Annotated in this window: 16 protein-coding genes; 5 read left to right on the forward strand and 11 right to left on the reverse strand. The window is 42.2% G+C overall.

What is annotated here, in order from left to right; all coding sequences use genetic code 11:
• Positions 1-177: 177 nt before the first annotated feature.
• The 3 genes from Q4574_RS15650 to Q4574_RS15660 form a co-directional block, all read right to left on the reverse strand.
• Positions 178-999, reverse strand: coding sequence for a zinc-dependent peptidase (locus tag Q4574_RS15650; RefSeq protein WP_303475174.1), 822 nt, complete (start codon positions 997-999; stop codon positions 178-180).
• Positions 1000-1317: 318 nt separating this feature from the next.
• Positions 1318-2175 (reverse strand): glutathione-dependent disulfide-bond oxidoreductase, encoded by an 858-nt coding sequence (yghU, locus tag Q4574_RS15655; protein ID WP_303475175.1) that lies wholly within the window; start codon positions 2173-2175, stop codon positions 1318-1320.
• 35 nt (positions 2176-2210) lie between these two features.
• Complete coding sequence (locus Q4574_RS15660) at positions 2211-2765, reverse strand: carboxymuconolactone decarboxylase family protein (protein ID WP_303475176.1); 555 nt, start codon at positions 2763-2765, stop codon at positions 2211-2213.
• A 191-nt stretch (positions 2766-2956) separates the two neighbouring features.
• Here Q4574_RS15660 and Q4574_RS15665 point away from each other — a divergent pair, with 191 nt between their 5' ends.
• Both Q4574_RS15665 and Q4574_RS15670 read left to right on the forward strand, forming a co-directional pair.
• A complete protein-coding gene (locus tag Q4574_RS15665) occupies positions 2957-3622 on the forward strand; it encodes a haloacid dehalogenase type II (protein ID WP_303475177.1) in 666 nt (221 codons plus the stop codon).
• Between the two features lie 379 nt (positions 3623-4001).
• Positions 4002-4595, forward strand: a complete 594-nt coding sequence (locus Q4574_RS15670) for a PEP-CTERM sorting domain-containing protein (RefSeq protein WP_303475178.1) — start codon at positions 4002-4004, stop codon at positions 4593-4595.
• 297 nt (positions 4596-4892) lie between these two features.
• Here the strand turns inward: Q4574_RS15670 and Q4574_RS15675 are convergent, their stop codons facing one another.
• The 5 genes from Q4574_RS15675 to Q4574_RS15695 all read right to left on the reverse strand — a co-directional run bounded on the left by Q4574_RS15675 (position 4893) and on the right by Q4574_RS15695 (position 12757).
• Positions 4893-5837 (reverse strand): DUF5050 domain-containing protein, encoded by a 945-nt coding sequence (locus Q4574_RS15675; protein ID WP_303475180.1) that lies wholly within the window; start codon positions 5835-5837, stop codon positions 4893-4895.
• 264 nt (positions 5838-6101) lie between these two features.
• A complete protein-coding gene (locus Q4574_RS15680) occupies positions 6102-6704 on the reverse strand; it encodes a TetR/AcrR family transcriptional regulator (RefSeq protein WP_303475181.1) in 603 nt (200 codons plus the stop codon).
• Between the two features lie 240 nt (positions 6705-6944).
• Positions 6945-8327 carry an efflux transporter outer membrane subunit gene (locus Q4574_RS15685; RefSeq protein ID WP_303475182.1) on the reverse strand — a complete coding sequence of 461 codons (1383 nt, stop codon included), beginning with the start codon at positions 8325-8327 and terminating at the stop codon, positions 6945-6947.
• Positions 8317-11499 (reverse strand): efflux RND transporter permease subunit, encoded by a 3183-nt coding sequence (locus Q4574_RS15690; RefSeq protein ID WP_303475183.1) that lies wholly within the window; start codon positions 11497-11499, stop codon positions 8317-8319. Before Q4574_RS15690 ends, Q4574_RS15685 begins: the two co-directional genes overlap by 11 nt.
• A gap of 10 nt (positions 11500-11509) precedes the next feature.
• The gene (locus Q4574_RS15695; RefSeq protein WP_303475185.1) at positions 11510-12757 is read right to left on the reverse strand and encodes an efflux RND transporter periplasmic adaptor subunit; all 1248 of its coding nucleotides are present in this window, start codon (positions 12755-12757) and stop codon (positions 11510-11512) included.
• Between the two features lie 417 nt (positions 12758-13174).
• Here Q4574_RS15695 and Q4574_RS15700 point away from each other — a divergent pair, with 417 nt between their 5' ends.
• Entirely contained in the window at positions 13175-13786 is a 612-nt protein-coding gene (locus tag Q4574_RS15700; RefSeq protein WP_303475186.1) for a TetR/AcrR family transcriptional regulator, read from the forward strand.
• 234 nt (positions 13787-14020) lie between these two features.
• Here the strand turns inward: Q4574_RS15700 and Q4574_RS15705 are convergent, their stop codons facing one another.
• Together Q4574_RS15705 and Q4574_RS15710 are read right to left on the reverse strand one after the other, a co-directional pair.
• Positions 14021-14539, reverse strand: coding sequence for an acyloxyacyl hydrolase (locus Q4574_RS15705; protein WP_303475300.1), 519 nt, complete (start codon positions 14537-14539; stop codon positions 14021-14023).
• 534 nt (positions 14540-15073) lie between these two features.
• Positions 15074-15511, reverse strand: a complete 438-nt coding sequence (locus tag Q4574_RS15710; protein ID WP_303475188.1) for an OsmC family protein — start codon at positions 15509-15511, stop codon at positions 15074-15076.
• Between the two features lie 476 nt (positions 15512-15987).
• Between Q4574_RS15710 and Q4574_RS15715 the strand changes: the two genes are divergently transcribed.
• The gene (locus Q4574_RS15715; RefSeq protein WP_303475189.1) at positions 15988-17412 is read left to right on the forward strand and encodes an aldehyde dehydrogenase family protein; all 1425 of its coding nucleotides are present in this window, start codon (positions 15988-15990) and stop codon (positions 17410-17412) included.
• 86 nt (positions 17413-17498) lie between these two features.
• Here the strand turns inward: Q4574_RS15715 and Q4574_RS15720 are convergent, their stop codons facing one another.
• Positions 17499-18479, reverse strand: coding sequence for an AraC family transcriptional regulator (locus tag Q4574_RS15720; RefSeq protein WP_303475190.1), 981 nt, complete (start codon positions 18477-18479; stop codon positions 17499-17501).
• Between the two features lie 164 nt (positions 18480-18643).
• Between Q4574_RS15720 and Q4574_RS15725 the strand changes: the two genes are divergently transcribed.
• On the forward strand, positions 18644-20827 hold the full coding sequence (locus Q4574_RS15725; protein WP_303475192.1) for a PQQ-dependent dehydrogenase, methanol/ethanol family: 2184 nt from the start codon (positions 18644-18646) through the stop codon (positions 20825-20827).
• Positions 20828-20862: the final 35 nt, after the last annotated feature.

Genomic DNA, 20862 nt, shown 5'->3' on the forward strand with positions numbered 1-20862 from the left:
ATACCTAAAAGTGTAATAGATAGCTGCATACGTTGATTGATTATGTACACGTATTTTTTGTACTTTTAACACTCAATTTTCAATTGCTACTACGCAGTTTAGGTTCAATTCAATCTAAATCGTTGCGTTGCATTATTGTGAGCTAAAGAGATACCGAGTCTAATAGGTCGTCTACGTTTACCAAAGGCTAGGGTCTACGCGGTAGTACAAACTTAATTGTTCATAGAGTTTTGGATGTTCATGCCTGAGTTGTTTAGCTTTTTCAAAAAACACTTCACTTGCCACTGCGAAAAATTCGGCAGGATTGGTAGCGCCATAATAATCAAATATTGAGTGGCTGCCAGAATTAGCCTGGTATTTAAGTTGTTCAAATTGATCTGAAAAAACATCAGCCCAACAGGCGTAACTTTGATCTTTACCTAAAATTGGCGCACCGTCGGCTAAACCGTCTTCTTGATCTAATTGATGTGCAAACTCATGGATCACCACATTGTGGCCATCGTCAGGTAAATAAGCACCATCGAGGGTATCTTGCCAAGACAATACAATTTTACCAAACCCCCAAGATTCTCCCGACATTGCGACATGTTGGCTAAAATGCACACCGTCTGAGCTGCGAGTTTGTTGTTGCTTAGTGAAGGCGCGAGGATAGACTAATATTGTGCGTAGTTTTGGGTAATAGTCGGTTTTACGGTTGAGCAATAATAAACAGGCTTGGGCTGCGATCGTTACTCTGATGTCATCGGAAATTATGACACCATTGCAGCCGATAAACTCTTTTTCGGCTAAGAATATTTGGATATGCTGTTTTAACTGTAATTGTAAATCCGCAGGCATTTTTCTAAAGTAGGGCATTCTGTGTTTCAGAATCTTTCGCCACTCCTTTGGAAAGGGCACTTGATTTACTCTTTTTCGTTTGAATTCACGCCAATAGGGTTTGCCGATAATGACGGCAATGATTACAACACCAATAAACAACGGTAATAAAATAGGCAGCATGAGTCTTTTTCAAAAATATTCTTCATTGATAAATAGGTCTTAAGCAACTCTTTTCAAGCGTTAACTTCACTATTATCAATCATCAAGTTTGACTGTATTCCGGTTTTTAGGTGTCGCATTTAAAGTATTTAAGGTGACAGTCTCTGTAAATAGTGCTGTGAGGGATGCCGCAAGATCACAGGAATGGATTTTTTGATGCCTAAAGTGAAAATGTTTGTTTGCATGCTAAATCAAATATTTGATTTTTATTAATAAAAAAGCCAAACAACCCTAAGCTTGTTTGGCATTTATAATAATCGTTTTTACGGGGGCAAACCGTTACTCTGGTTTTAATTTTAAAACATTATCAATATCTTCAGCACTATGACGATTTTCAAGGTACTCCCAAGGTTCTCCCCAACTGCGATTAACAATGCGGCCTCGTTGAAATGCGGGGCGAGCTAACAAGGCTTTTGCCCAACGTTGTACATGTTTGTAATCTTCAACTTGCAGGAAGTCCTTGGCTTCGTATGAGTTGTTTATAACAAGATTGCCGTACCATGGCCAAGTTGCGATATCAGCAATGCTTAATTCATCACCCGCGAGAAACGTACTCTTTGCGAGTTGCTTATCTAACACATCTAATTGGCGTTTAACTTCCATGGTGAAGCGATTAATTGGGTACTCGTATTTCTCTGGCGCATAATGGTAAAAGTGTCCGAAGCCGCCCCCTAAATAGGGGGCAGAACCGTGCAGCCACATCAACCAGTTCATTACTTGAGTGCGTTCAACTACATTTTTTGGAAGTAAAACGTTAAATTTCTCTGCGAGATAAATGAGAATAGACGCTGACTCGAAAACAGGTAACGCTTCTTCATAGGAGTGATCCACCAAGACTGGAATTTTAGAATTAGGATTGAGGTCGACAAAGCCTGATGAAAATTGATCACCTTCACCAATTTTGATCATATGAGCATCATATTCGGCGTCTTTGCCCAATGCTAACAACTCTTCCAACATAATAGTGATTTTTTGACCATTGGGGGTGCCCATCGAGTACAGCTGCAATGGATGTTTGCCCACTGGCAACGCTTTTTCGTGTGTCGCGCCTGACACCGGGCGGTTAATACTTGCCCATTGACCCCCACTTTCAGCGTCGTGAGTCCAAATGTCGGGTGGGGTATATTGTTTGTCCATTATCATCACTCCTATAGTGATTGTACGATTAAATATTACGCTTCTTTAGACCATGCAAACTGTTCAAACGGTTTGTCTACTGGCGTGCTAGCGATGTGATTTGTGTAATTGCTAATCACTTTTTGAGACAATGCCAAAATAATTTCTAACACTTGCTGCTCACCGTAACCCGCAGCGTAGAATTTGTCTAAATCTGTTTGGGATACAATTCCACGATTACGCACAATGGTAATTGTTGTATCAAACAATGTTTGCAATTTAGCAGTTGGCATTGGTTCTTGATTACGCAACGCTTCTGTGATCGCTGGGTCAACTTTCATAGAGTTTGCAATAAAAGTGTGCGCCGGCACGCAATAGCTACAGCCGTGCTCTACATTAATCGCTTGCCAAACAACGGTCAGCTCTTCTGCGTCAAAAGAGGTATCCATAAATAACTGGTGTAATCTTTGGTAAGCCTCAAGTGTTTGCGGCGAGCTTGCTAGTACACCGTGCAGATTTGGTAGCATACCAAATCCTTTCACTGAATTTTCTAACAATGGTTTACTGTCTGCTGGTGCGGATTCTATAGTGTGGATAGTCAATGTTGTCATCTAATGTTCCTCAAATTTTGGGTTATTTTAGTATTTTTTATACCGATAGGTACGGTTTAATGGTTTGCATTGTACCGAACGGTACGTTAAAGTCAACGGTGATGTTTGGAAAATCTAATTATGAATCTTGTTTAGCCTTTTAATTGAAACCTAATAGGCTTAAATTTATGGTAAAAGTGGGGAAGGGTTGTATGAAGCTAAACTTGGCATTTGATGTTTATGGAACACTAATAGACACCCAGGGGGTGTTGCAGCAATTAGAAAGTTTGGTTGGCAGTAAAGCGCAGTTGTTTTCCGATTCGTGGCGAGCAAAGCAATTAGAATATTCTTTCCGTCGTGGATTGATGCAACGTTATGAGCACTTTTCTGTTTGTACTAAAGACGCGTTGAATTTCACTTGTGATTTACTCAATATCCATTTGACTGAGGAGCAAAAACTACAGCTTCTTAAGCAATACAGCGGTTTACCGGCCTTTAATGATGTTGCACTTGCCCTTCCTAAATTGGCAGAAAAATATCGATTGATTGCGTTTTCCAATGGTGAGTCTGCTTCGGTTTGCAGCTTACTCGAACAGGCTAAAATTGCAGATTACTTTAGTGCAGTGGTAACTGCCGATGAAATCAATACATTCAAGCCCGATCCAAAGATTTATCAACATTTGTTAAATAGAATTGACTCACAAGCAAAAGATACCTGGCTGATTTCAGGCAATCCATTTGATGTAATCGGAGCGAAGTCCTGCGGGTTACATGCGGCTTGGTTAAAACGCAGCCCAACTGCTGTCTTTGATCCTTGGGGAATAGAACCTGATATTGAAATAGGTCAATTAGGAGAATTACTGCATAACCTTGAGTAGCGCATTAGTTGAATTAATCTCAACTCTATTTAGCGCTTTTGATACACGAGTTTGATTAAAGCTGGCCGTCTTAAGTGCCAATTGCAGTCAGTCAAAGTTCGGTAAAATTACTCTATTTTGCTGATTAAGCAATATTACTTGCAAATCCGCCCAGCACCTCAATTAGGAAAGCAAGACAATTGCGTCAAATGTTTACGTTTCCTGGCCCAACTTGTGTCAGCTTTCTTTGCACCGTTTTTTTTCTATATGTCTGCGAATATATAGGTATATGAAAATATGTAATATTTTGTTATTGGTTTATTTCTTGCTTAAAGTGAGTATATGAAAAATATCTGTATTCTAGTTTAGTGATCCCCACAAAAATAAATAGGAATAGGCCATGAAAATAACAGAAAAAGTTCTTTCTCTTAAGTTGTATACAGCAAAAATTAGTTGTTTGTTTGTTTTGTTGTTCGGTGTTTCATTTTCAGCTCACTCTTCGCTGATTTTTGGTTTCTCTTTTGCTAATAATGAAGGTAACCGGGATGGAGTTGTTAGTGGAAGAATAATTGGCTTGCAAGACAACCTTGATAATCAGCAAGCTTTGAGCATCTGGGTAGATTCAATGCCAGGTGGCTTAGGGGCTCCTAGTCAGCCAATAGATTTGCTGACTTTAAACAATACAGCTGGCGGTTTCTTTCAGTCTTTTTCAGTATTGGGCGGACAAATCACAGATTTTAAAGTGGGGCTCCAAGGCAACTTTGGACTATTGGATGATTCAGCAACATTTGTTACCTTCGTTCTAAATCAAAGTTATAGTTCTGGTTTCGGGACAGTATCAAACGCATTAACGTTTGATAATAGTCTGAATCTTACGGGCAACTCCTTGGGCGTAAATGGTGTGAGCTTTGAGCAGGTGGCAGTCCCTGAACCAACTACTCTCGGCTTATTTGGCTTGGCGCTACTTGCAATGCGCCGCTTCAGACGAAGCTAAACAGCAACAATTCATATCATGGGGGGACTACGGCTCTTTTTGTTTGATTTGTAATTTCTTGATATCGGAATTTGAAAGAGACTCTCGACATTATGCGCCGACATCAGTGGTCAGTTGAACCGACGTCTAAAACAGCACCAGTGATGCTCTGCTAAACGCATAAAGGGATCGTTCAGAATTGCTGGGCTGTCCGACTGCTCCTCGCTCGAAGCCGTCTGTCGCCTAAGTGTTGCATTAACCAATTGAACTCACACCCAATCGCCGCCACTCAGAAAACCCATGTTCTATGTGTTGTTTTTATTTTTGCCTCGTTTTAACTAACTTTTCTAAATAGCTTTTATTCAGCTGATACACAGTTGCTGATTGAGAGCCATTATTCAAGATTTTCTGAATGGATGAACCATCCTTATTTACTTTGTAGATATCATAAAAACCATGGACATTCTGCGATGAAAAAAAGACCTTGGAACCGTCAGCAGACCAAGCTGGATCCCACTCTTCAACACGATTAAATGTTAGTCGTTTCTGGTTAGAACCATCAAGATCCATGATGTATACCTCTTGATTGCCATCTCTATTTGAAAGGTAAGCGATTTGCGAACCATCTGGTGAGATTTTAGGAGACATATTATTTGTATCATCATTGGTCAGCTGAATCACATTGCTACCATCGATATTAGCAATGCTAATTTGACTTGGGCTGGCCTTAGATTGAAAGAGCAGTCGTCCATCTTGCATAAATTCAGGGGCACGCCCTTCTAATGCTTTAATTTGGCGCTGATTAGTTCCGTCGGCGTTCATCAGCCAAACTTCTTCTTGCCAGTCACCGTTTACATTTTTGTACTCTCTAGCAAATGTAATAGTTTCTCCATCAGGAGACCAAGCAGGAGCACTATCCCAAACATTTTTTACATTGGTCAAGCGGCGCATATTACTGCCATCTATTTCTGCAGTGTGAATTGACCATGTATTGTGATCGTCGTATTTGCCGTAAAAAGCTATTTGCTTTCCAGTAGGCGAAACAGATGGGTAGCCATCACTTTTAGTCGCATCTACGACTTTTATCCGTAGTTTCCCTTGCTCATCGCTCAAATAAATTGATTTGTTATTTGCTTCTTTAAATCCATAAATAATGGATAAAGGCTGAGAAGTAACTTTTTCATTGGCTTGACTCGAAACCGTTAAACTAAGAATAACAATGGTGAGCAGTATTTTCATTCCGTTAACTTGTTTGTTCAGCATTCAACGTTATCCTTAAAAACTAGTTTTGAACTTGAGTAGGAGTCAGTTTAATGATTTCTATTGTCGAAAGTCGTTAACTCGCCCTGAAAATTAAGTCGTTTAACTAAATTGATGACTTGTAACGACGTCGAATGCCTCCTGAACCCTAACTTGTGACTTTCATTTGATCAGATTATTCAAAAAACGCTAATCGCTAATGCCATATCGACAAAGACGTTTGCTAATGCGTCCGACAGTTTCCCTAGATAATGACACTAGTGCGCTTTAGTGCACGCCTATACCGTTAATAATGCGGTCGATAGATTGTTCAAGTTCTGATTTAGTGACCCCAGAGCGGGCCATACTTGCAGTGCCTTTTAGCATAGTGTACAAACTAAGGCTGTTGGCGTGGGCGTGTTGATTTAAACCTAATTCAATTGCTTCAGGATCGCGTTGGAATAAATCTGTGTACAATTGCATGGGCATAGCTTCTGCTTCTAAGAGGATTTGTTCCGCCTCTTTGGGGATCACACCGCTTACCAATTCCGATTGGCACAATACTAAGTAGCAGCCCTTTGAAAGTTCTGAGCTACACTGCATATCTACTATGGACATCATATGGTTTTTCAGTCGTTGTTTTAAAGGAACCCCTTCGTCGAATAATAATCTAAGGTGTGCTTTCATTTTTGTGTCAATGTAGCGTTGGGTTGTTTTCACAAACAATGATTCTTTATTACCAAAAGCGCGATACATACTAGGTTTACTAATGTTCATGCTGTCAGTTAAATCCATCAAAGATGCACCTATATATCCTTTTTGCCAAAAGACATGCATAGCAGCATCTAATGCTGCTTCAGAGTCAAACTCTCTTTTACGACCACTTGCCATAATGACTACCTAGAAAAATATTAAGGTGTTTATTATACCACTCGGTACGGAAAATTGAAGGGGTAAAAAACGTCGAAATTTGATTTTAATTTAACAATGGGGTTTGGTGGTTTTCAGGTGTGAAATACAACTTTATAAGGCGGAGTTCGCTGCCAGAATTTTGATCCTGACAGCTAATTTATGTCACATTACCAACTGTGTAGAATGCATCTTTTGTTTATTGGCAGGGAAAAGGTTCAATTAAAGAACCGCAATCCCTCCACCAAATGCACGATATATATCGACTAATCGATTAAAACTTTGTTGTTCTAGTTGTGCTAGTTGATCACGACTTTGCAGCACATCACGTTGCGCTTCTAACAACTCCAAAAACTCGCCACTACCGGCCTCAAAACGTTGCTTTGCAATCGTCATGGCGTGTTCGCTCGCTTTCCATTGATATTCGGTGCTAAGTTGTTGCTGGCGACTATAGTTATAATTCTGTAGTGATAGTTGCATGTCCGCAAGGGCATCAAATATTTGTTGCTCAAATTGCGCAAGCGCTATATCTGCACTGGCTTCTGCCTGGCGTATTCGAGCCTTCACGGAGCCTAGGTCGGCAACCTGCCAACTCAGGGTTGGAGCAATACTCCAACTCTTCGTCTCTCCCCCTAAGGTTAATCCTGAACCGGACATAAAACCAAGGAATCCACTGACTGACAGATTCGGATAGAGATCTGCAGTGGCAATACCGATGCGCGCAGTGGTTGCGGCTAACGCTCGCTCTGAACTGGCGACATCGGCACGGTAGCGCAGGTAATTTTCACCCGGCACCAAAGCTACAGGGTGTGAAAGCTGAGGGAGTGCAGGTTCATTTTCTAGGCCTAAACTTCCAGGCTTTTTGGCCAGTAAAGCCGATAGAGTCGCTTCCGCTTGGGCTAACAGCGAACGGATTTGCGGTACACTGGCTTCTACTTGAAATAATTGCGCGTCAATACGGGCTAATTCTAGCTCAGAAGCAAAGCCAGCCTCAAAGCGTGCTAGCACAATAGCGCGGGTTTGACGCAGATTTTGTAAATTTTGCTCGGCCACTTTTAATCGAAATTGTGCGCCTCGATAATCACCGTAGGTCGAGGCAACTTGACTAATAATTTGCACTTTTGCATCGTGCCACAATAAATCTGCCTGTTGTGCTTCTGCTTGAGCGGCTTCTATGGCTCGACGCACTTTACCAAATAGATCCAAATCCCAGGTTAGGCTCGCACCTGTTGTGTAACCACGGTAAAGGGTGTCATCGTCACTACTTAGTACCGTTGGGTTTTCTACTGCCTGATAACCCGCATCAAGGGTACCTTTGGGCAATACATCGTTAGCACTATCACGAAACAATGAATATGCTCTTAGTACATTAACTTGGGCTTGAAATAGAGTCCGGTTCTCTTCAAGGGCCACGCTAATTAAACGATTGAGATCTTCATCTCCGAACGCTTGCCACCAATTCGTCAGGTTTTCAGCTTGTTGGTAATCTCCGGAAAGGGTTACATCACTTACCTTGGTTGGAGCAGCGTAATCGGGGCCAACTGCACAGGCACTTAGGCTAACGAGTAACCCTGCAACAGTGGCTTTTGTTAATCTATTCCCCATGAGAAACCTCCTGATGGGCAGTAATTAGTGGAGTGGATTCAGGTGTTTTGCGTTCGCCTCGTTTGGCTAACATGTAATAAAATAGTGGGGTGAGTATCAAACCAAATAGGGTGACACCAATCATCCCCGAAAATACCGCAACCCCCATAGCTTGACGCATCTCTGCGCCAGCGCCACTTGAGAACACCATGGGCACTACACCCATGATAAAGGCAATGGATGTCATCAAGATTGGACGCAAGCGCAGCCGGCCAGCCTCAAGGATCGCCTCATAGGCAGTTCTACCTTGGTCTTGTAATTCTTTGGCGAATTCAACTATCAAAATGGCATTTTTAGTCGCCAGGCCGACGAGTACAATAAAACCAATTTGGGTAAATATGTTGTTATCACCTCCGGCGATCAATACTCCGCTTAAGGCAGACAGTAAGGTCATTGGAATAATTAAAATGATTGCTAAAGGTAAACTTAAGCTTTCGTATTGTGCCGCCAGAACCATAAACACCAACAAGATAATGAGTGGAAATATATATACACCAGCATTTCCGGCTAATATTTGTTGATAGGTAATTTCGGTCCATTCATAAGTCATTCCGTTGGGCAGGGTTTCGGCAAGGATTTTTTCAATCGCTGCTTGCGCTTCACCTGAACTGAAGCCAGCCGCTGCACCACCATTTATTTCCGCTGTGGTGAAGCCGTTGTAATGCATGACCCGATCAGGGCCAGCGGTGTTAGTCACGTTTATGAAAGAGCCGATGGGAACCATATCACCGTTATTGTTACGCACTTTTAGCTGGGCAATTTGTTCGGGGGTTTGCCTAAACTGCTCATCGGCTTGCACATTAACCTGATAAGTTCTGCCAAACTGATTGAAATCATTTGCGTAAACTGATCCCATATAACCTTGCAGTGTGCCAAATAACTCATCTAATGAAACTGACTGTTGTTTTGCTTTCGTGCGATCGATATCCACATCAAGTTGCGGTACATTGATTTGATAACTTGAGAATACACCTGCTAATTCAGGAGTTGCCCAAGCTTTTTGCATAACTTGCATGGTTACCTTGTACAGCTCGTCATATCCGTAATTTCCGCGGTCTTGAATTTGTAATCTAAAACCACCTATGGTGCCTAAGCCCTGGACTGGCGGCGGCGGGAATATAGCGATGTATGCATCTTCAATCGCTGCAAACTTTTGATTAAGGGCGGCGGCGATTGCTCCAGCTGATAAACTGGGATCAGTTCGCTGGGAAAAGTCATCCAATGGGGTAAATACCACGCCACTGTTGGTGCTATTGGTTAAACCATTTATGCTCAAACCAGGGAAGGCGACTGAATGGGCGACGCCAGGTTGTTGCAGAGCGATCCGCGACATTTCTTTAATCACTTGTTCAGTGCGCTCTAGTGAAGCTGCATCCGGTAATTGGGCGAAGGCGACTAAGTATTGTTTATCTTGGCCAGGCACATAACCGGTAGGCGTGGTTGCAAATTGTAAACCGGTTAAACCAACCAAACCAATATAAATCACCCCAACCAAAACCCCAAAGCGTAGTACTTTTTTCACTATCCAGCCGTAGCCATCGGATAACTTAGCAAAGAACCGGTTGAATGGATTGAATAACCAACCACCCAATAGTTTGTCCATAGCCAGGGTTAATCGATCTTTCTTGCTGCCATGGCTTTTTAACAACAGAGCCGAAAGAGCAGGGCTAAGGGTTAAAGAGTTGATTGCAGATATAAAGGTTGAAATGGTGATGGTTAAGGCGAATTGGCGGTAAAATTGCCCTGTTAAACCAGACATAAATGCAGTTGGGATAAAGACTGCCGCCAATACCAAAGTGGTTGCAACTATCGGTCCTGTCACTTCTTTCATGGCTTTTTGTGTGGCATCCACTGGAGATAATCCGTCAGCAATATTTCGTTCCACGTTCTCTACTACAACTATGGCATCGTCTACTACAATCCCTATGGCTAATACCAAACCAAATAGCGATAGTGCATTGAGGGAAAACCCTAAAAGGTGCATGAACGCAAATGTACCCACTAAGGAGACAGGTACAGCCACAAGGGGAATAATTGACGCTCGCCATGTTTGCAAGAAGACTACGACCACCAATACCACCAATAATATGGCTTCAAGAAGTGTTTTCACTACCGCTTCAATTGAACCACGGACGAATACGGTTGGATCGTAAACAATTTCATAACTCAACCCATCAGGAAAGCCTTGGGACAGTTCAGCCATTTTGCTGCGGACATCGTTAGAAATCTGAATCGCATTCGATCCCGACGCTTGAAATACGGGTATTGCCGCGGCATCTTGATTGTCCAACATGGAACGAAGTGCATATGATGAAGCACCTAATTCGACACGTGCCACATCTTTTAAGCGACTAATCTGACCTTGCTCACCGACTTTGATTATGATGTTTTCAAATTCTTCTACGTTGGCTAAACGGCCCTTTACGTTGATGAGTAATTGAAAGTCGCTATTGCCGCTGGGTTGCGCGCCTAAACTACCAGCAGCAGCTTGTTGGTTCTGCTCTCGGATAGCGGTCACAATGTTGTTTGGAGACAAATCTAACGCGGCCACTTTGTTTGGATCTAGCCATACGCGCATACTGTAATCGCCCGCGCCAAATACTCGAACTTGACCCACTCCCTCAATACGGGCCAATTCATCTTTCACGTTTAGCACTGCGTAGTTAGATAAGTACAGCATGTCATAACGTTTATCTGGTGAGGTTAGATGCACAACCATGGTTAAATCTGGTGACGATTTCTCTGTGGTTATTCCTAATCGTTGTACTTCCTCCGGCAGTCGTGGTTTTGCACGCTCTACACGACTTTGCACTTGAGTTTGGGCTAGGTCAACATCACTGCCAATGGCAAATGTAATGGTTAAAGTCATACGGCCATCGGAAGTAGCTTGCGATGACATGTACAACATATTTTCTACGCCGTTGATTTCTTGTTCTAACGGTGATGCGACAGTTTCGGCGATAACTTTTGGGTTTGCTCCTGGGTAATTAGCAGTCACCACAACTGTGGGCGGCACTACTTCTGGGTATTCGGTTATCGGCAATTGCCAAACAGAGATGGCACCTACAATCAGGAAAATAAGTGAAATGACAGCTGCAAAAATTGGCCTGCGAATGAAAAATTGCGAGAACATTGCTTTCCCCTTAGCCACGATCAATAAAATTAGCGTCAGTCTGCGCCGTTAATTCATTGCTTGCTTGATCAAGTAACTTTTGTTGCTGGCGAAGGGCGGTAAGCACCTCTTTTGAGGTCATTTCGACAAATTTAGGTTGAATTTGCATATTTGGGCGAACACGTTGCAAGCCATTTACGACAATAATATCTTCAGGCTTTAGACCATCTGTGACGATGCGTAGCCCGTAGATCTTTTCTCCCAATACAACATTACGGTATTCGAGTTGATTGTCTTGGTTCACGAGCAAAACAAACTTTCTATTTAGATCAGTGCCTACTGCTTTTTCATCAATTAAGATACCTTCATATGAGTTACTTGCGGTTAACTTCACGCGGGTGAATAAACCCGGTAATAAACTATGGTCATGATTCGGGAAGCTGGCTCGGATTCGAATTGTACCGGTTTGTTGGTTTACCGCGTTATCAACAAAATCGATACTGCCTGTGTGTTCAAAGTTCGTCTCACTGGCTAAGGCCATGTAAACTGGATTTCCACTTGTATCACGGGTATCTGAACGTTGACCTGATTCTGCTAGTTGTGTGTATTTAAGGTAGGTTTGCTCATCTACATCGAAATAAGCATACATTTTATCTGTAGATACCAAACTGGTTAGAATGCTTTGTCCGGCAGTGACGAAATTGCCTTCGGTAATTTGTGCATAAGAGACACGTCCGGTTATAGGTGCGGTTACTCGAGTGTAAGATAAGTCAAGCTCAGCCTTTTCCAATGCGGCTTTTACTGACACGACGGCCGAACCCGCTTGTTGCTTGCGAGCTAAGCGACCATCGAGGGTTTCAATGGATAAAGCCCGTTGTTCACTTAATGTTTTAGCGCGATCATAGTCATTTTTAGCTTGAATAAATGCGCTTTGGGCGCTTTGAAGATCAGCTTTTAGCCGATCTACCTCGGCTTGGAATGCACGCGGATCAATTTGAAACAACACTTCGCCTTTATTGACAATTGTCCCTTCTTCAAACAAAACGTTTTCAATGTAACCGGAAACCCGTGGTACTAAAGTAACAGTTTGTGGCGCTTGTAAACGCCCAGTGAACTCATCCAATTCAGTAATGCGTTCATTAACTACTTCAGCAACACTAACTTGCGGAGCAACGGGAGCGGAAGAATGCTGTGAGGCATCGGGGCTGCCACAAGCAACTAACACTAGGCTGGCTACGCCACCCATTAGCCAATTTTGAATATTGTGTGTTGTAATCATGAATCTCAGTTCCTTTAAATTTAATATGTTCATCGTTAGATTATTTTTAATACTTGATATTTATGTACTGGTCGGTAAGAATATAGAAACAAAACATACAGTCAATCTATTTTGTACTAATCGGTAAGTTATTTTATTTATAGTTAAGAACGATTTTTTATAATCACTAGGGAATGAAGTTTGTTTAGGTGAGTCAAAGGAAGGAAAGGGGATAGGTTGTGCAAGCTTAGGAAATTAACCTCAGCGCCCATCGCATACAGGGTTAAGCTCAACTCAGCATTCCTCAAAGTGGGTATTTTCAATAAACCATTAATTGTTGCGTGGTGTGATTTTTGTACTAAAGAGTAAATAACCCTTTATAGACAAGGGGTATTTGCCAGTTTACAATAACAAAGCATTTACATTAGGAGGCGACTTATGAGTGCCGCAAGTTGTTCTGCCGCAGTAGGCAGACCAAGAGCTTTTGATAAGCAAACTGCGCTTGAAAAAGCCTTAGAGGTATTTTGGATTAAAGGGTTTGACGGTGCATCATTGTCTGACTTAACCAGTGCTATGGGGATCAATAAACCCAGTATGTACTCTGCTTTTGGTAATAAAGAGCAATTGTTTCTGCAAGCCATAGAGTTTTATGAAAATCGTCCTTGCAGCTTTTTTAAACCCGCATTAGAGCAACCAACGGCTTATAAAGTAGCAGAAGCGATGCTGCTTGGTGCGGCTAAAAATATGTCTGATTCAACTCATCCTCAAGGGTGCGTGATGGTCCAAGGTGCATTGGCCTGCAGTGAAGCTGCTGCCGGTGTGAAAGAAGAGCTGATAAAGCGTCGTCAGCAAAGCCAAGAGAAAGTTCAAGCTCGATTTGAATTGGCCATTGAACAAGGTGATTTGCCGAAAAGTGCAGATCCTGCCGCTTTAGCTCGTTACTTAAATACGATAATTCAAGGGATTTCTATTCAAGCCAGCAGCGGTGCGACAGAAGCTCAATTGAATGAGGTCGCTCAGTTAGCCCTAGCAAGTTTCCCCAGGGGCTGAAGTTATTACTTGTATGATGTGACGGTGCTAGCAAGGTGAAAAAGTTTAGCGCGCACCAATTTGCTAGCAAAGGAGCTCCATACTGTGGATAGGGTAACCGCTGTAAGCTAGCTGAACACCTAGATGTCCAGCAGCGCATACTAAAGTCTTTTTAATTGATTCACATTTTAGATGTCGGGGCTAATGGTGACGTTAAGTTTTGGCAACGACCCTTCAGCCAATTAACCCTAGCGTTTAAATAAATTTAAACGCATAAGAGATGTTCAAAAAGTCTACGCCAGGATTATTACTGTTTAAACCCCCGTTACTATAATGCATATAACGCACAGACACAGATTGTTTTAAGTTCTTTCCAAAGTCCACGACTAACCCCAATCTATCCTCAAACTGATAATGTGAGCCAATGTCTTTACCGGCAAAATGTGTGTCGTCGACCATAGATATACCAATGCCAAATTCCCATTTGAGGGGGTATTTATTATCAATGTGATAAAAAGTTTTACTCACTACAGGAGAAAGGGCGAGTACAAAGTTAGTTGCATGATTATTATGTTCGCCATATTCCCAGAAATTTGCACTCACTTCCCAATAAATATCCAGTTGATCAAAAAAAGGCACATCATTTAATTCATAAACGTAAGGCCTGTAAGCCAATCGAACGCCAGTGATATCGTCAGATCCTAACAGTAGATCTGCGGCAACAGCTTGTGATCTTACATAGTTATAGGTTGGCTCGTTTGAAAAGTCATTCATGTCTGCATTGGCTAAAGGTAAGTATGCGTTAAACATGAATACACCGACTATTAAGCGCGATAGAACAGATAAAAATGATAGATTTTTGTACATTTTCGAACTTTGTACCTCTTAGTTAATTACATGCATAAGGAACTTCTGTGGTGACCACTAGTAAAGTGTTTACACACCACTTTAATTTGTTTAACCGTGGAATTTGGCAATGATAGAAAGTCGCAAATAACTAAAATCTAAATCACCCTAATACCACAATTAAAGGTGGCACTAGTAATGCTCAGGTATTTGATATTTATAGATTTATTGATTTCCAATAACGTTTATATCTAGCATTAAGTATTAATGTACCACTTGGTATGAAAGTAATAATATACCGGTCGGTAAGTAATTTCAATTGTATTTTTAGTTAATTGTTCAATCCCTATAATTTAGGGCGCTTTTTGGGGGAAGGGATTTTCGAGAAATGTGTCTGACATCAACCCAATAATTTGATGAGGTAGCCCAATGGGCTACCTTCGTCAATGCATGAACTGGGAATTAGTTGTTGTTAAAGCTAGTAATATCCAGTGTGATGTCACAGTTTAGCAACTTTGAAATCGGGCAGTTTAGCTTGGCTTCAACCGCCGCTTTTTCAAATTCCTCTGCACCCATGCCAAGTACCAGTGCATCTAAGGTTATTTCAGATTTCGTAATGGAAAAACCGTCATCATCTTTCACCAACGTAATCGCTGCTTTGGTTTCCAATGTTCCTTTATTGAACCCCAATTCTGCCAATCCCATTGATAGTGCCATGGTGAAACATGAGGCCTGCGCTACTGCGATCTGCTCTTCGGGGTTGGTGCCAGATTTATCTTCAAATCGAGTGTTAAATCCATATGGATGATCCTGCAAGGCTCCTGATTCCATCGTGACCTGACCTTTACCGTCTTTACCAAATCCTTCGTATTTTGCGGTTGCCCATTTAACAATTGCCATTTTAAGCTCCTTAATTGCAACGCTATTTGCGTATATTTAAGATGTCCTGAAACGCGAGGTCGCACTCGTTACTTCCAGGTTCGTAATGTTAGCGATTAATAAGCAAAGGGTATTCCACCTGACCAAAAGCGCCGTTTGGGGGACAATGCAGGCATTTGACTTACCGTTTATGGGGAGTGTTCCTTGTGCATTGAGTAAAAATTGCAGGCTGTTTTTGTAGTCTTTACCTTTTTTACTCAGCCAATTTCGGGGTGATAGCCCATCTATTATTCCGTTTTTCCTTCTCTCTATTTTTAAATGTTCAAGGTGCAATCGATGAAAGGAAAATTGTATATTTTCCTATTTGTTGAAAAGTATTGTGACTTTTAAGGTGAAATATAACGTGAAATTTAATGTTTATTTATCGTCCGAATTCAGGTAGCTTGATGTACTGAAAAGTTTAGATTTTGTTTTATGAAAAAAATAAGGATAAAAATATGCAACAATTTAACATGACCATAAATGGCAAAAGCCACACATCTGGGAAAACGTTCGATGTTATTAACCCGGCTTTAGGCGTGCCGTTTGCGACTTGTGCTTTAGGCGATGTAAGCACACTCGATGAGGCTGTTGTTGCAGCAAAAAATGCTTTTCCTGAATGGAGTCAGCTGCCAGAAGAAACCAGAATTGAAAAAATGAACGCCTTGGTTGGCTTACTTGAAAGCAATATGCCTGAGATTATGGGACTTATAACTCAAGAGAATGGCAAACCTTTTAACGGCTTTGGTGGGATAGGTTCGGGCATGGAAGTCGGTGGTTCTATGGCGTGGATTCAAGCTACCTGCAGCTTTTCTACACCGGTTAAAGTAATACAAGATAATGATGAAGCCAGAGTGGAAGTACATCGAAAGCCTTTGGGTGTGGTAGCATCTATCACCCCTTGGAACTGGCCATTATTAATCGCTATTTGGCATGTTATCCCCGCATTAAAAACAGGTAACACAGTTATTATTAAACCGTCACCTTTAACACCTGTTGCCACTATGCGATTTGTAGAATTAGCCAATACCGTTTTACCACCAGGTGTACTTAATGTGATCACCGGTGATGCAGACGTAGGTAACGCAATTTCAGCCCATCCAGATATCAATAAAATAGTCTTCACCGGTTCAACGCCAACGGGTAAAAAAATAATGGGCTTGGCTTCAAGTAACTTAAAGCGCTTAACCTTAGAGTTAGGTGGCAATGATGCTGGCATAGTGCTACCCGATGCGGATTTAAAGGCCATAGCTCAAAACTTATTTTTGTCTTGTTTCCATAACAATGGTCAAACATGCGCCTGTTTAAAACGCTTATATGTGCATGAATCAATTTACGATGATGTATGCAATGCACTCGTTGAATTTGCCAATACGGTAAAAGTCGGAAATGGCATGGAAGAAGGCATTGAATTTGGACCGGTACAAAATAAAGCGCAATTAGACAAAGTCATTGAGCTGACTGAAGATGCCCTCGCCAATGGTGCCAAGCTTCTGGCTGGTGGCAAGGTAAGAGAAGGGGATGGTTACTTTTTCCCGCCTACCATTATTGGTGATATATCCAATGGTTCACGGTTAGTGGATGAAGAACAATTTGGACCTGTGTTGCCCATAATTAAATACACCAACATCGATGATGCGATTAACATGGCGAATGACAATCAATTTGGCCTCGGGGGATCAATTTGGTCTTCTAACCCAGAACTGGCTTATTCTTTGGCATCACGTTTAGAGACCGGTTCGGTATGGATCAATGAACATGGCAACGTACAACCGGATGCACCTTTTGGTGGGGTCAAACAGTCTGGTCTTGGTGTTGAGTTTGGTCAATTGGGCCTTGAAGAATACACCTCGGTACAGACGATAAAAGTCAGTAAGCTTTAATTTACTGGAACCTAATAAGAGGATAGCTTTGGAGTGCAAAGCTATCCTTTTTTAAATAAGCTGGGAAGTACTCGGTTGTTTATCAATTATTTTGAACGTTGAAGTGTATCTGATGGACGTTCCCCATACCGGCGTTTGTAATATTCGGCAAACCTTCCCAAGTGGTTAAAGCCATATTTAATCGCCACATCAGTCACACTTACATTCTCATTTGAGGACTGCAATACCTCATGCACCGCTGCTAGTTTTTGCCCTCGAATATATTTCATCGGAGATTGCCCAATGAAATGGCTAAAATGCTTGTTTAACGTAGAAGGTACCACGCCAGTAACCATCGCGAGTTGTTCTAGGGAAATATCAAGGTGAATATTGTCGTGAATATAGTCTCTCGCCCGTTTCACCGAACGTGGTGTGACGTTATCGTGTCCCACATTCAGTTTGTCGCGATAGTTGTGATGGGGCAATTGCAGTAACATTAAACATAGGGTGTCTTCAATTTGTTGCAGCAGGGGCTTGGCGATAATGGGATTTAGCGGAAGTTCCAATTGCTGTTTAGCAAAATTAACAGCGTTCATCCAACTTTTACCCTCGGCAGTGGTTAGATCAAACTTGGTATCAAAGGTCAGGGGATCATGCAATTCGTGGCCAATTAATTGGCTGAGTTTACGTTCAACTTTTTGCCTATCTAATCGAACAGTAAAAAAACTACAGTCATTTGACCAACGCATATTCATCGCTTGCTCGGGGGAAACAACACTGGCAATGCCTGGTTGAATATGAGTTATGACATTTTCCACTGCTACCTCAGCTTGACCTTGCCAAGGCACTTGAATAAGAAAACAATTACCCAATTGCTCCGTTTGAATGTTCACGGCTGTACCGTAGGAAATATATACAAGGGCTGATTGGGAAAATTTAGCTTCATTTAATTGCGCTGCAAATGAACGGGCATGCTCAAGCAACTCAAACTGATGAGGACAAAATACATTGGTTACGTTTCTCAAGGTTTCATCTACATTTGTCGACGAAAACCGAGAAAACTGATGCAGGGGTACGTTGGAGTTCATTTTGTTTTCTTATTTTGTTCGTCTTGTTTTTTTTACGTCATTGTTCCTTTGCTGTCAATTGTTATCAAAAATGGATAGTTGAGCGCGAATTCGGATAGTGAGTCATCCCTTTATCATTTACTGTGCTAAGACAAATAATAAGAATCTCATTTAAAGGGCCACACATGGGTAATCTATTCCTAAAAAAATACTCATCAACTATCAAAATTTCTTTCATCATATTGTCGATACTGGGTGCATCTGGTTGTGACAGCGCAAAGCAAGACGACCCGTCGTTATCTGACACTAAACCAAGCTCACAGCAGGGCGTGACCCCGCAAAATCGGCTAATTCCTGGCATCACAGATGAAAGGTTGGTTAATGCTGATTCCGAACCCCAGAACTGGTTAACCCATGGCGGTACCTATAAAGAACAACGATTTAGTTCTTTGGAGCAGATAAACCTAAATAATATTGAACATCTAGGTTTGCAGTGGGATTTTGATTTACAGGGAACCCGCGGTTTAGAGGCCACACCTATAGTGGTTGATGGCGTAATGTATGTTACCGGCAACTGGAGTCGTATTTATGCCCTAGATGCTAAAACCGGTAGTTTATTATGGAAATATGATCCTAAAGTGCCCCCGGAGTGGGCGGTTAACTTATGCTGTGACGTGGTTAATCGCGGCGTTGCCGTTTATGCAGACAAAGTTTTTGCGGGTACTCTGGACGGAAGATTAGTGGCAGTAAATGCCAAAGATGGCTCACTGGTATGGGAGGTGCAAACCACTCCTACAGACATTCCTTACTCCATTACTGGTGCACCTCGGGTGGTGAAAGGCAATGTCATCATTGGTAATGGTGGTGGTGAATTTGGTGTTCGCGGGTTTGTGTCGGCTTATGACGCAGAAACGGGCGCGCAGAACTGGCGTTTTTACACAGTACCAGGCGATCCTAGTAAGCCGTTTGAAAATCCCATTTTGGAAATGGCAGCGAAAACCTGGACAGGGCAATGGTGGAAACTTGGCGGTGGCGGAACCGTTTGGGATTCCATGTCTTATGATCCTGAGCTTAATTTGCTTTACATAGGTGTGGGAAATGGTTCGCCGTGGAATCAAAATATTCGCAGCCCAGAAGGTGGCGATAATCTTTTTCTATCTTCAATAGTCGCGGTGCGTCCTGATACTGGTGAATATGTATGGCATTATCAAACAACACCTGGAGATAGCTGGGATTACACCGCTGCTCAACAAATGGTGTTGGCCGATATGGAGCTGGATGGCAAGTTACGTAAAGTGATTATGCAAGCGCCTAAAAACGGGTTCTTCTATGTATTGGACCGAGAAACGGGCGAATTTTTGTCAGCGGAACCTTTTGTCAACGTCAGTTGGGCAACCCACGTCGACAAACAAACGGGTAGACCGGCAGTGGTCCCTGGTGCTCGCTATAAACAAGAAAACTTCATGGGCTTACCCAGTCCATTTGGTGGACACAGCTGGCACTCCATGAGTTACAGTCCAGATACGGGGTTAGTGTATATCCCTGCGATGGATTTACCCTTTAACTTTCAAAGTGATCCCAACTTCCAACATAATCCTATCGGCGTAAACCTTGGTATCGATGGTGTTGCTGGTGCGATGCCTGAAGATGTGAATATCCGCAAAGCAATTAAAGCAATGCTAAAAGGCTATTTATTGGCATGGGATCCGGTGAAACAAGAAGCGGCTTGGTCAGTTGAACACAAAGTGTCTTGGAATGGGGGGGCGTTGTCTACCGCTGGTGGATTACTATTCCAAGGTAATGGTATTGGTAATTTTAATGCTTATAATGCGAAAAACGGTGACAAGATGTGGTCGTTTAATGCTCAAACTGGCATTGTTGCGGCGCCTGTGACCTATGCAATAGACGGTGAACAATATGTTGCGATTTTGGCAGGCTGGGGCGGTATTATGCCGTTATTACTGGGTGAAGCGGTTGCCGACTCTGCTGCCAATAAAGTTAATCGCGTGCTAGTATTTAAATTAGGTGGGGATAAACAACTCCCTCCGCTAAATGTGGTAAAGCGAGATCTCAATCCGCCGCCACAAACAGCCAGTGACGATATCGTAAATCACGGTAGAGCAACCTATCAGCAATTCTGCTTTAACTGCCACGGTGATACTGTGGTGTCTGGCGGTGTATTACCCGATTTACGTTACAGCCCGTTCAACTTGAACAATGAAGCGTGGAAGAGTGTGGTGCTTGGTGGCGCATTATCGTCCAAAGGAATGGTGTCATTTAAGCAAATTTTAGAAGAGAGTGACGTGGAAGCCATTCGTGCCTACGTTATTAAACGAGCCCATGATAAGTTGGCTGAAGAAACTATCTAAGCGTTAACTAAGTGAACGGCGGGGCCCATTGACTG

Source organism: Aliiglaciecola sp. 3_MG-2023, from assembly GCF_030548205.1.
In the GTDB taxonomy this organism is placed as follows: Bacteria; Pseudomonadota; Gammaproteobacteria; order Enterobacterales; family Alteromonadaceae; genus Aliiglaciecola.

Coding starts and splice junctions, on each gene's coding strand:
- yghU (WP_303475175.1), bottom strand. CDS start 2,175: ATGGACAAACAATATACCCCACCCGACATTTGGACTCACGACGCTGAA.
- Q4574_RS15670 (WP_303475178.1), top strand. CDS start 4,002: ATGAAAATAACAGAAAAAGTTCTTTCTCTTAAGTTGTATACAGCAAAA.
- Q4574_RS15650 (WP_303475174.1), bottom strand. CDS start 999: ATGCTGCCTATTTTATTACCGTTGTTTATTGGTGTTGTAATCATTGCC.
- Q4574_RS15695 (WP_303475185.1), bottom strand. CDS start 12,757: ATGATTACAACACACAATATTCAAAATTGGCTAATGGGTGGCGTAGCC.
- Q4574_RS15700 (WP_303475186.1), top strand. CDS start 13,175: ATGAGTGCCGCAAGTTGTTCTGCCGCAGTAGGCAGACCAAGAGCTTTT.
- Q4574_RS15685 (WP_303475182.1), bottom strand. CDS start 8,327: ATGGGGAATAGATTAACAAAAGCCACTGTTGCAGGGTTACTCGTTAGC.
- Q4574_RS15705 (WP_303475300.1), bottom strand. CDS start 14,539: ATGAATGACTTTTCAAACGAGCCAACCTATAACTATGTAAGATCACAA.
- Q4574_RS15680 (WP_303475181.1), bottom strand. CDS start 6,704: ATGGCAAGTGGTCGTAAAAGAGAGTTTGACTCTGAAGCAGCATTAGAT.
- Q4574_RS15675 (WP_303475180.1), bottom strand. CDS start 5,837: ATGCTGAACAAACAAGTTAACGGAATGAAAATACTGCTCACCATTGTT.
- Q4574_RS15665 (WP_303475177.1), top strand. CDS start 2,957: ATGAAGCTAAACTTGGCATTTGATGTTTATGGAACACTAATAGACACC.
- Q4574_RS15720 (WP_303475190.1), bottom strand. CDS start 18,479: ATGAACTCCAACGTACCCCTGCATCAGTTTTCTCGGTTTTCGTCGACA.
- Q4574_RS15715 (WP_303475189.1), top strand. CDS start 15,988: ATGCAACAATTTAACATGACCATAAATGGCAAAAGCCACACATCTGGG.
- Q4574_RS15710 (WP_303475188.1), bottom strand. CDS start 15,511: ATGGCAATTGTTAAATGGGCAACCGCAAAATACGAAGGATTTGGTAAA.
- Q4574_RS15660 (WP_303475176.1), bottom strand. CDS start 2,765: ATGACAACATTGACTATCCACACTATAGAATCCGCACCAGCAGACAGT.
- Q4574_RS15725 (WP_303475192.1), top strand. CDS start 18,644: ATGGGTAATCTATTCCTAAAAAAATACTCATCAACTATCAAAATTTCT.
- Q4574_RS15690 (WP_303475183.1), bottom strand. CDS start 11,499: ATGTTCTCGCAATTTTTCATTCGCAGGCCAATTTTTGCAGCTGTCATT.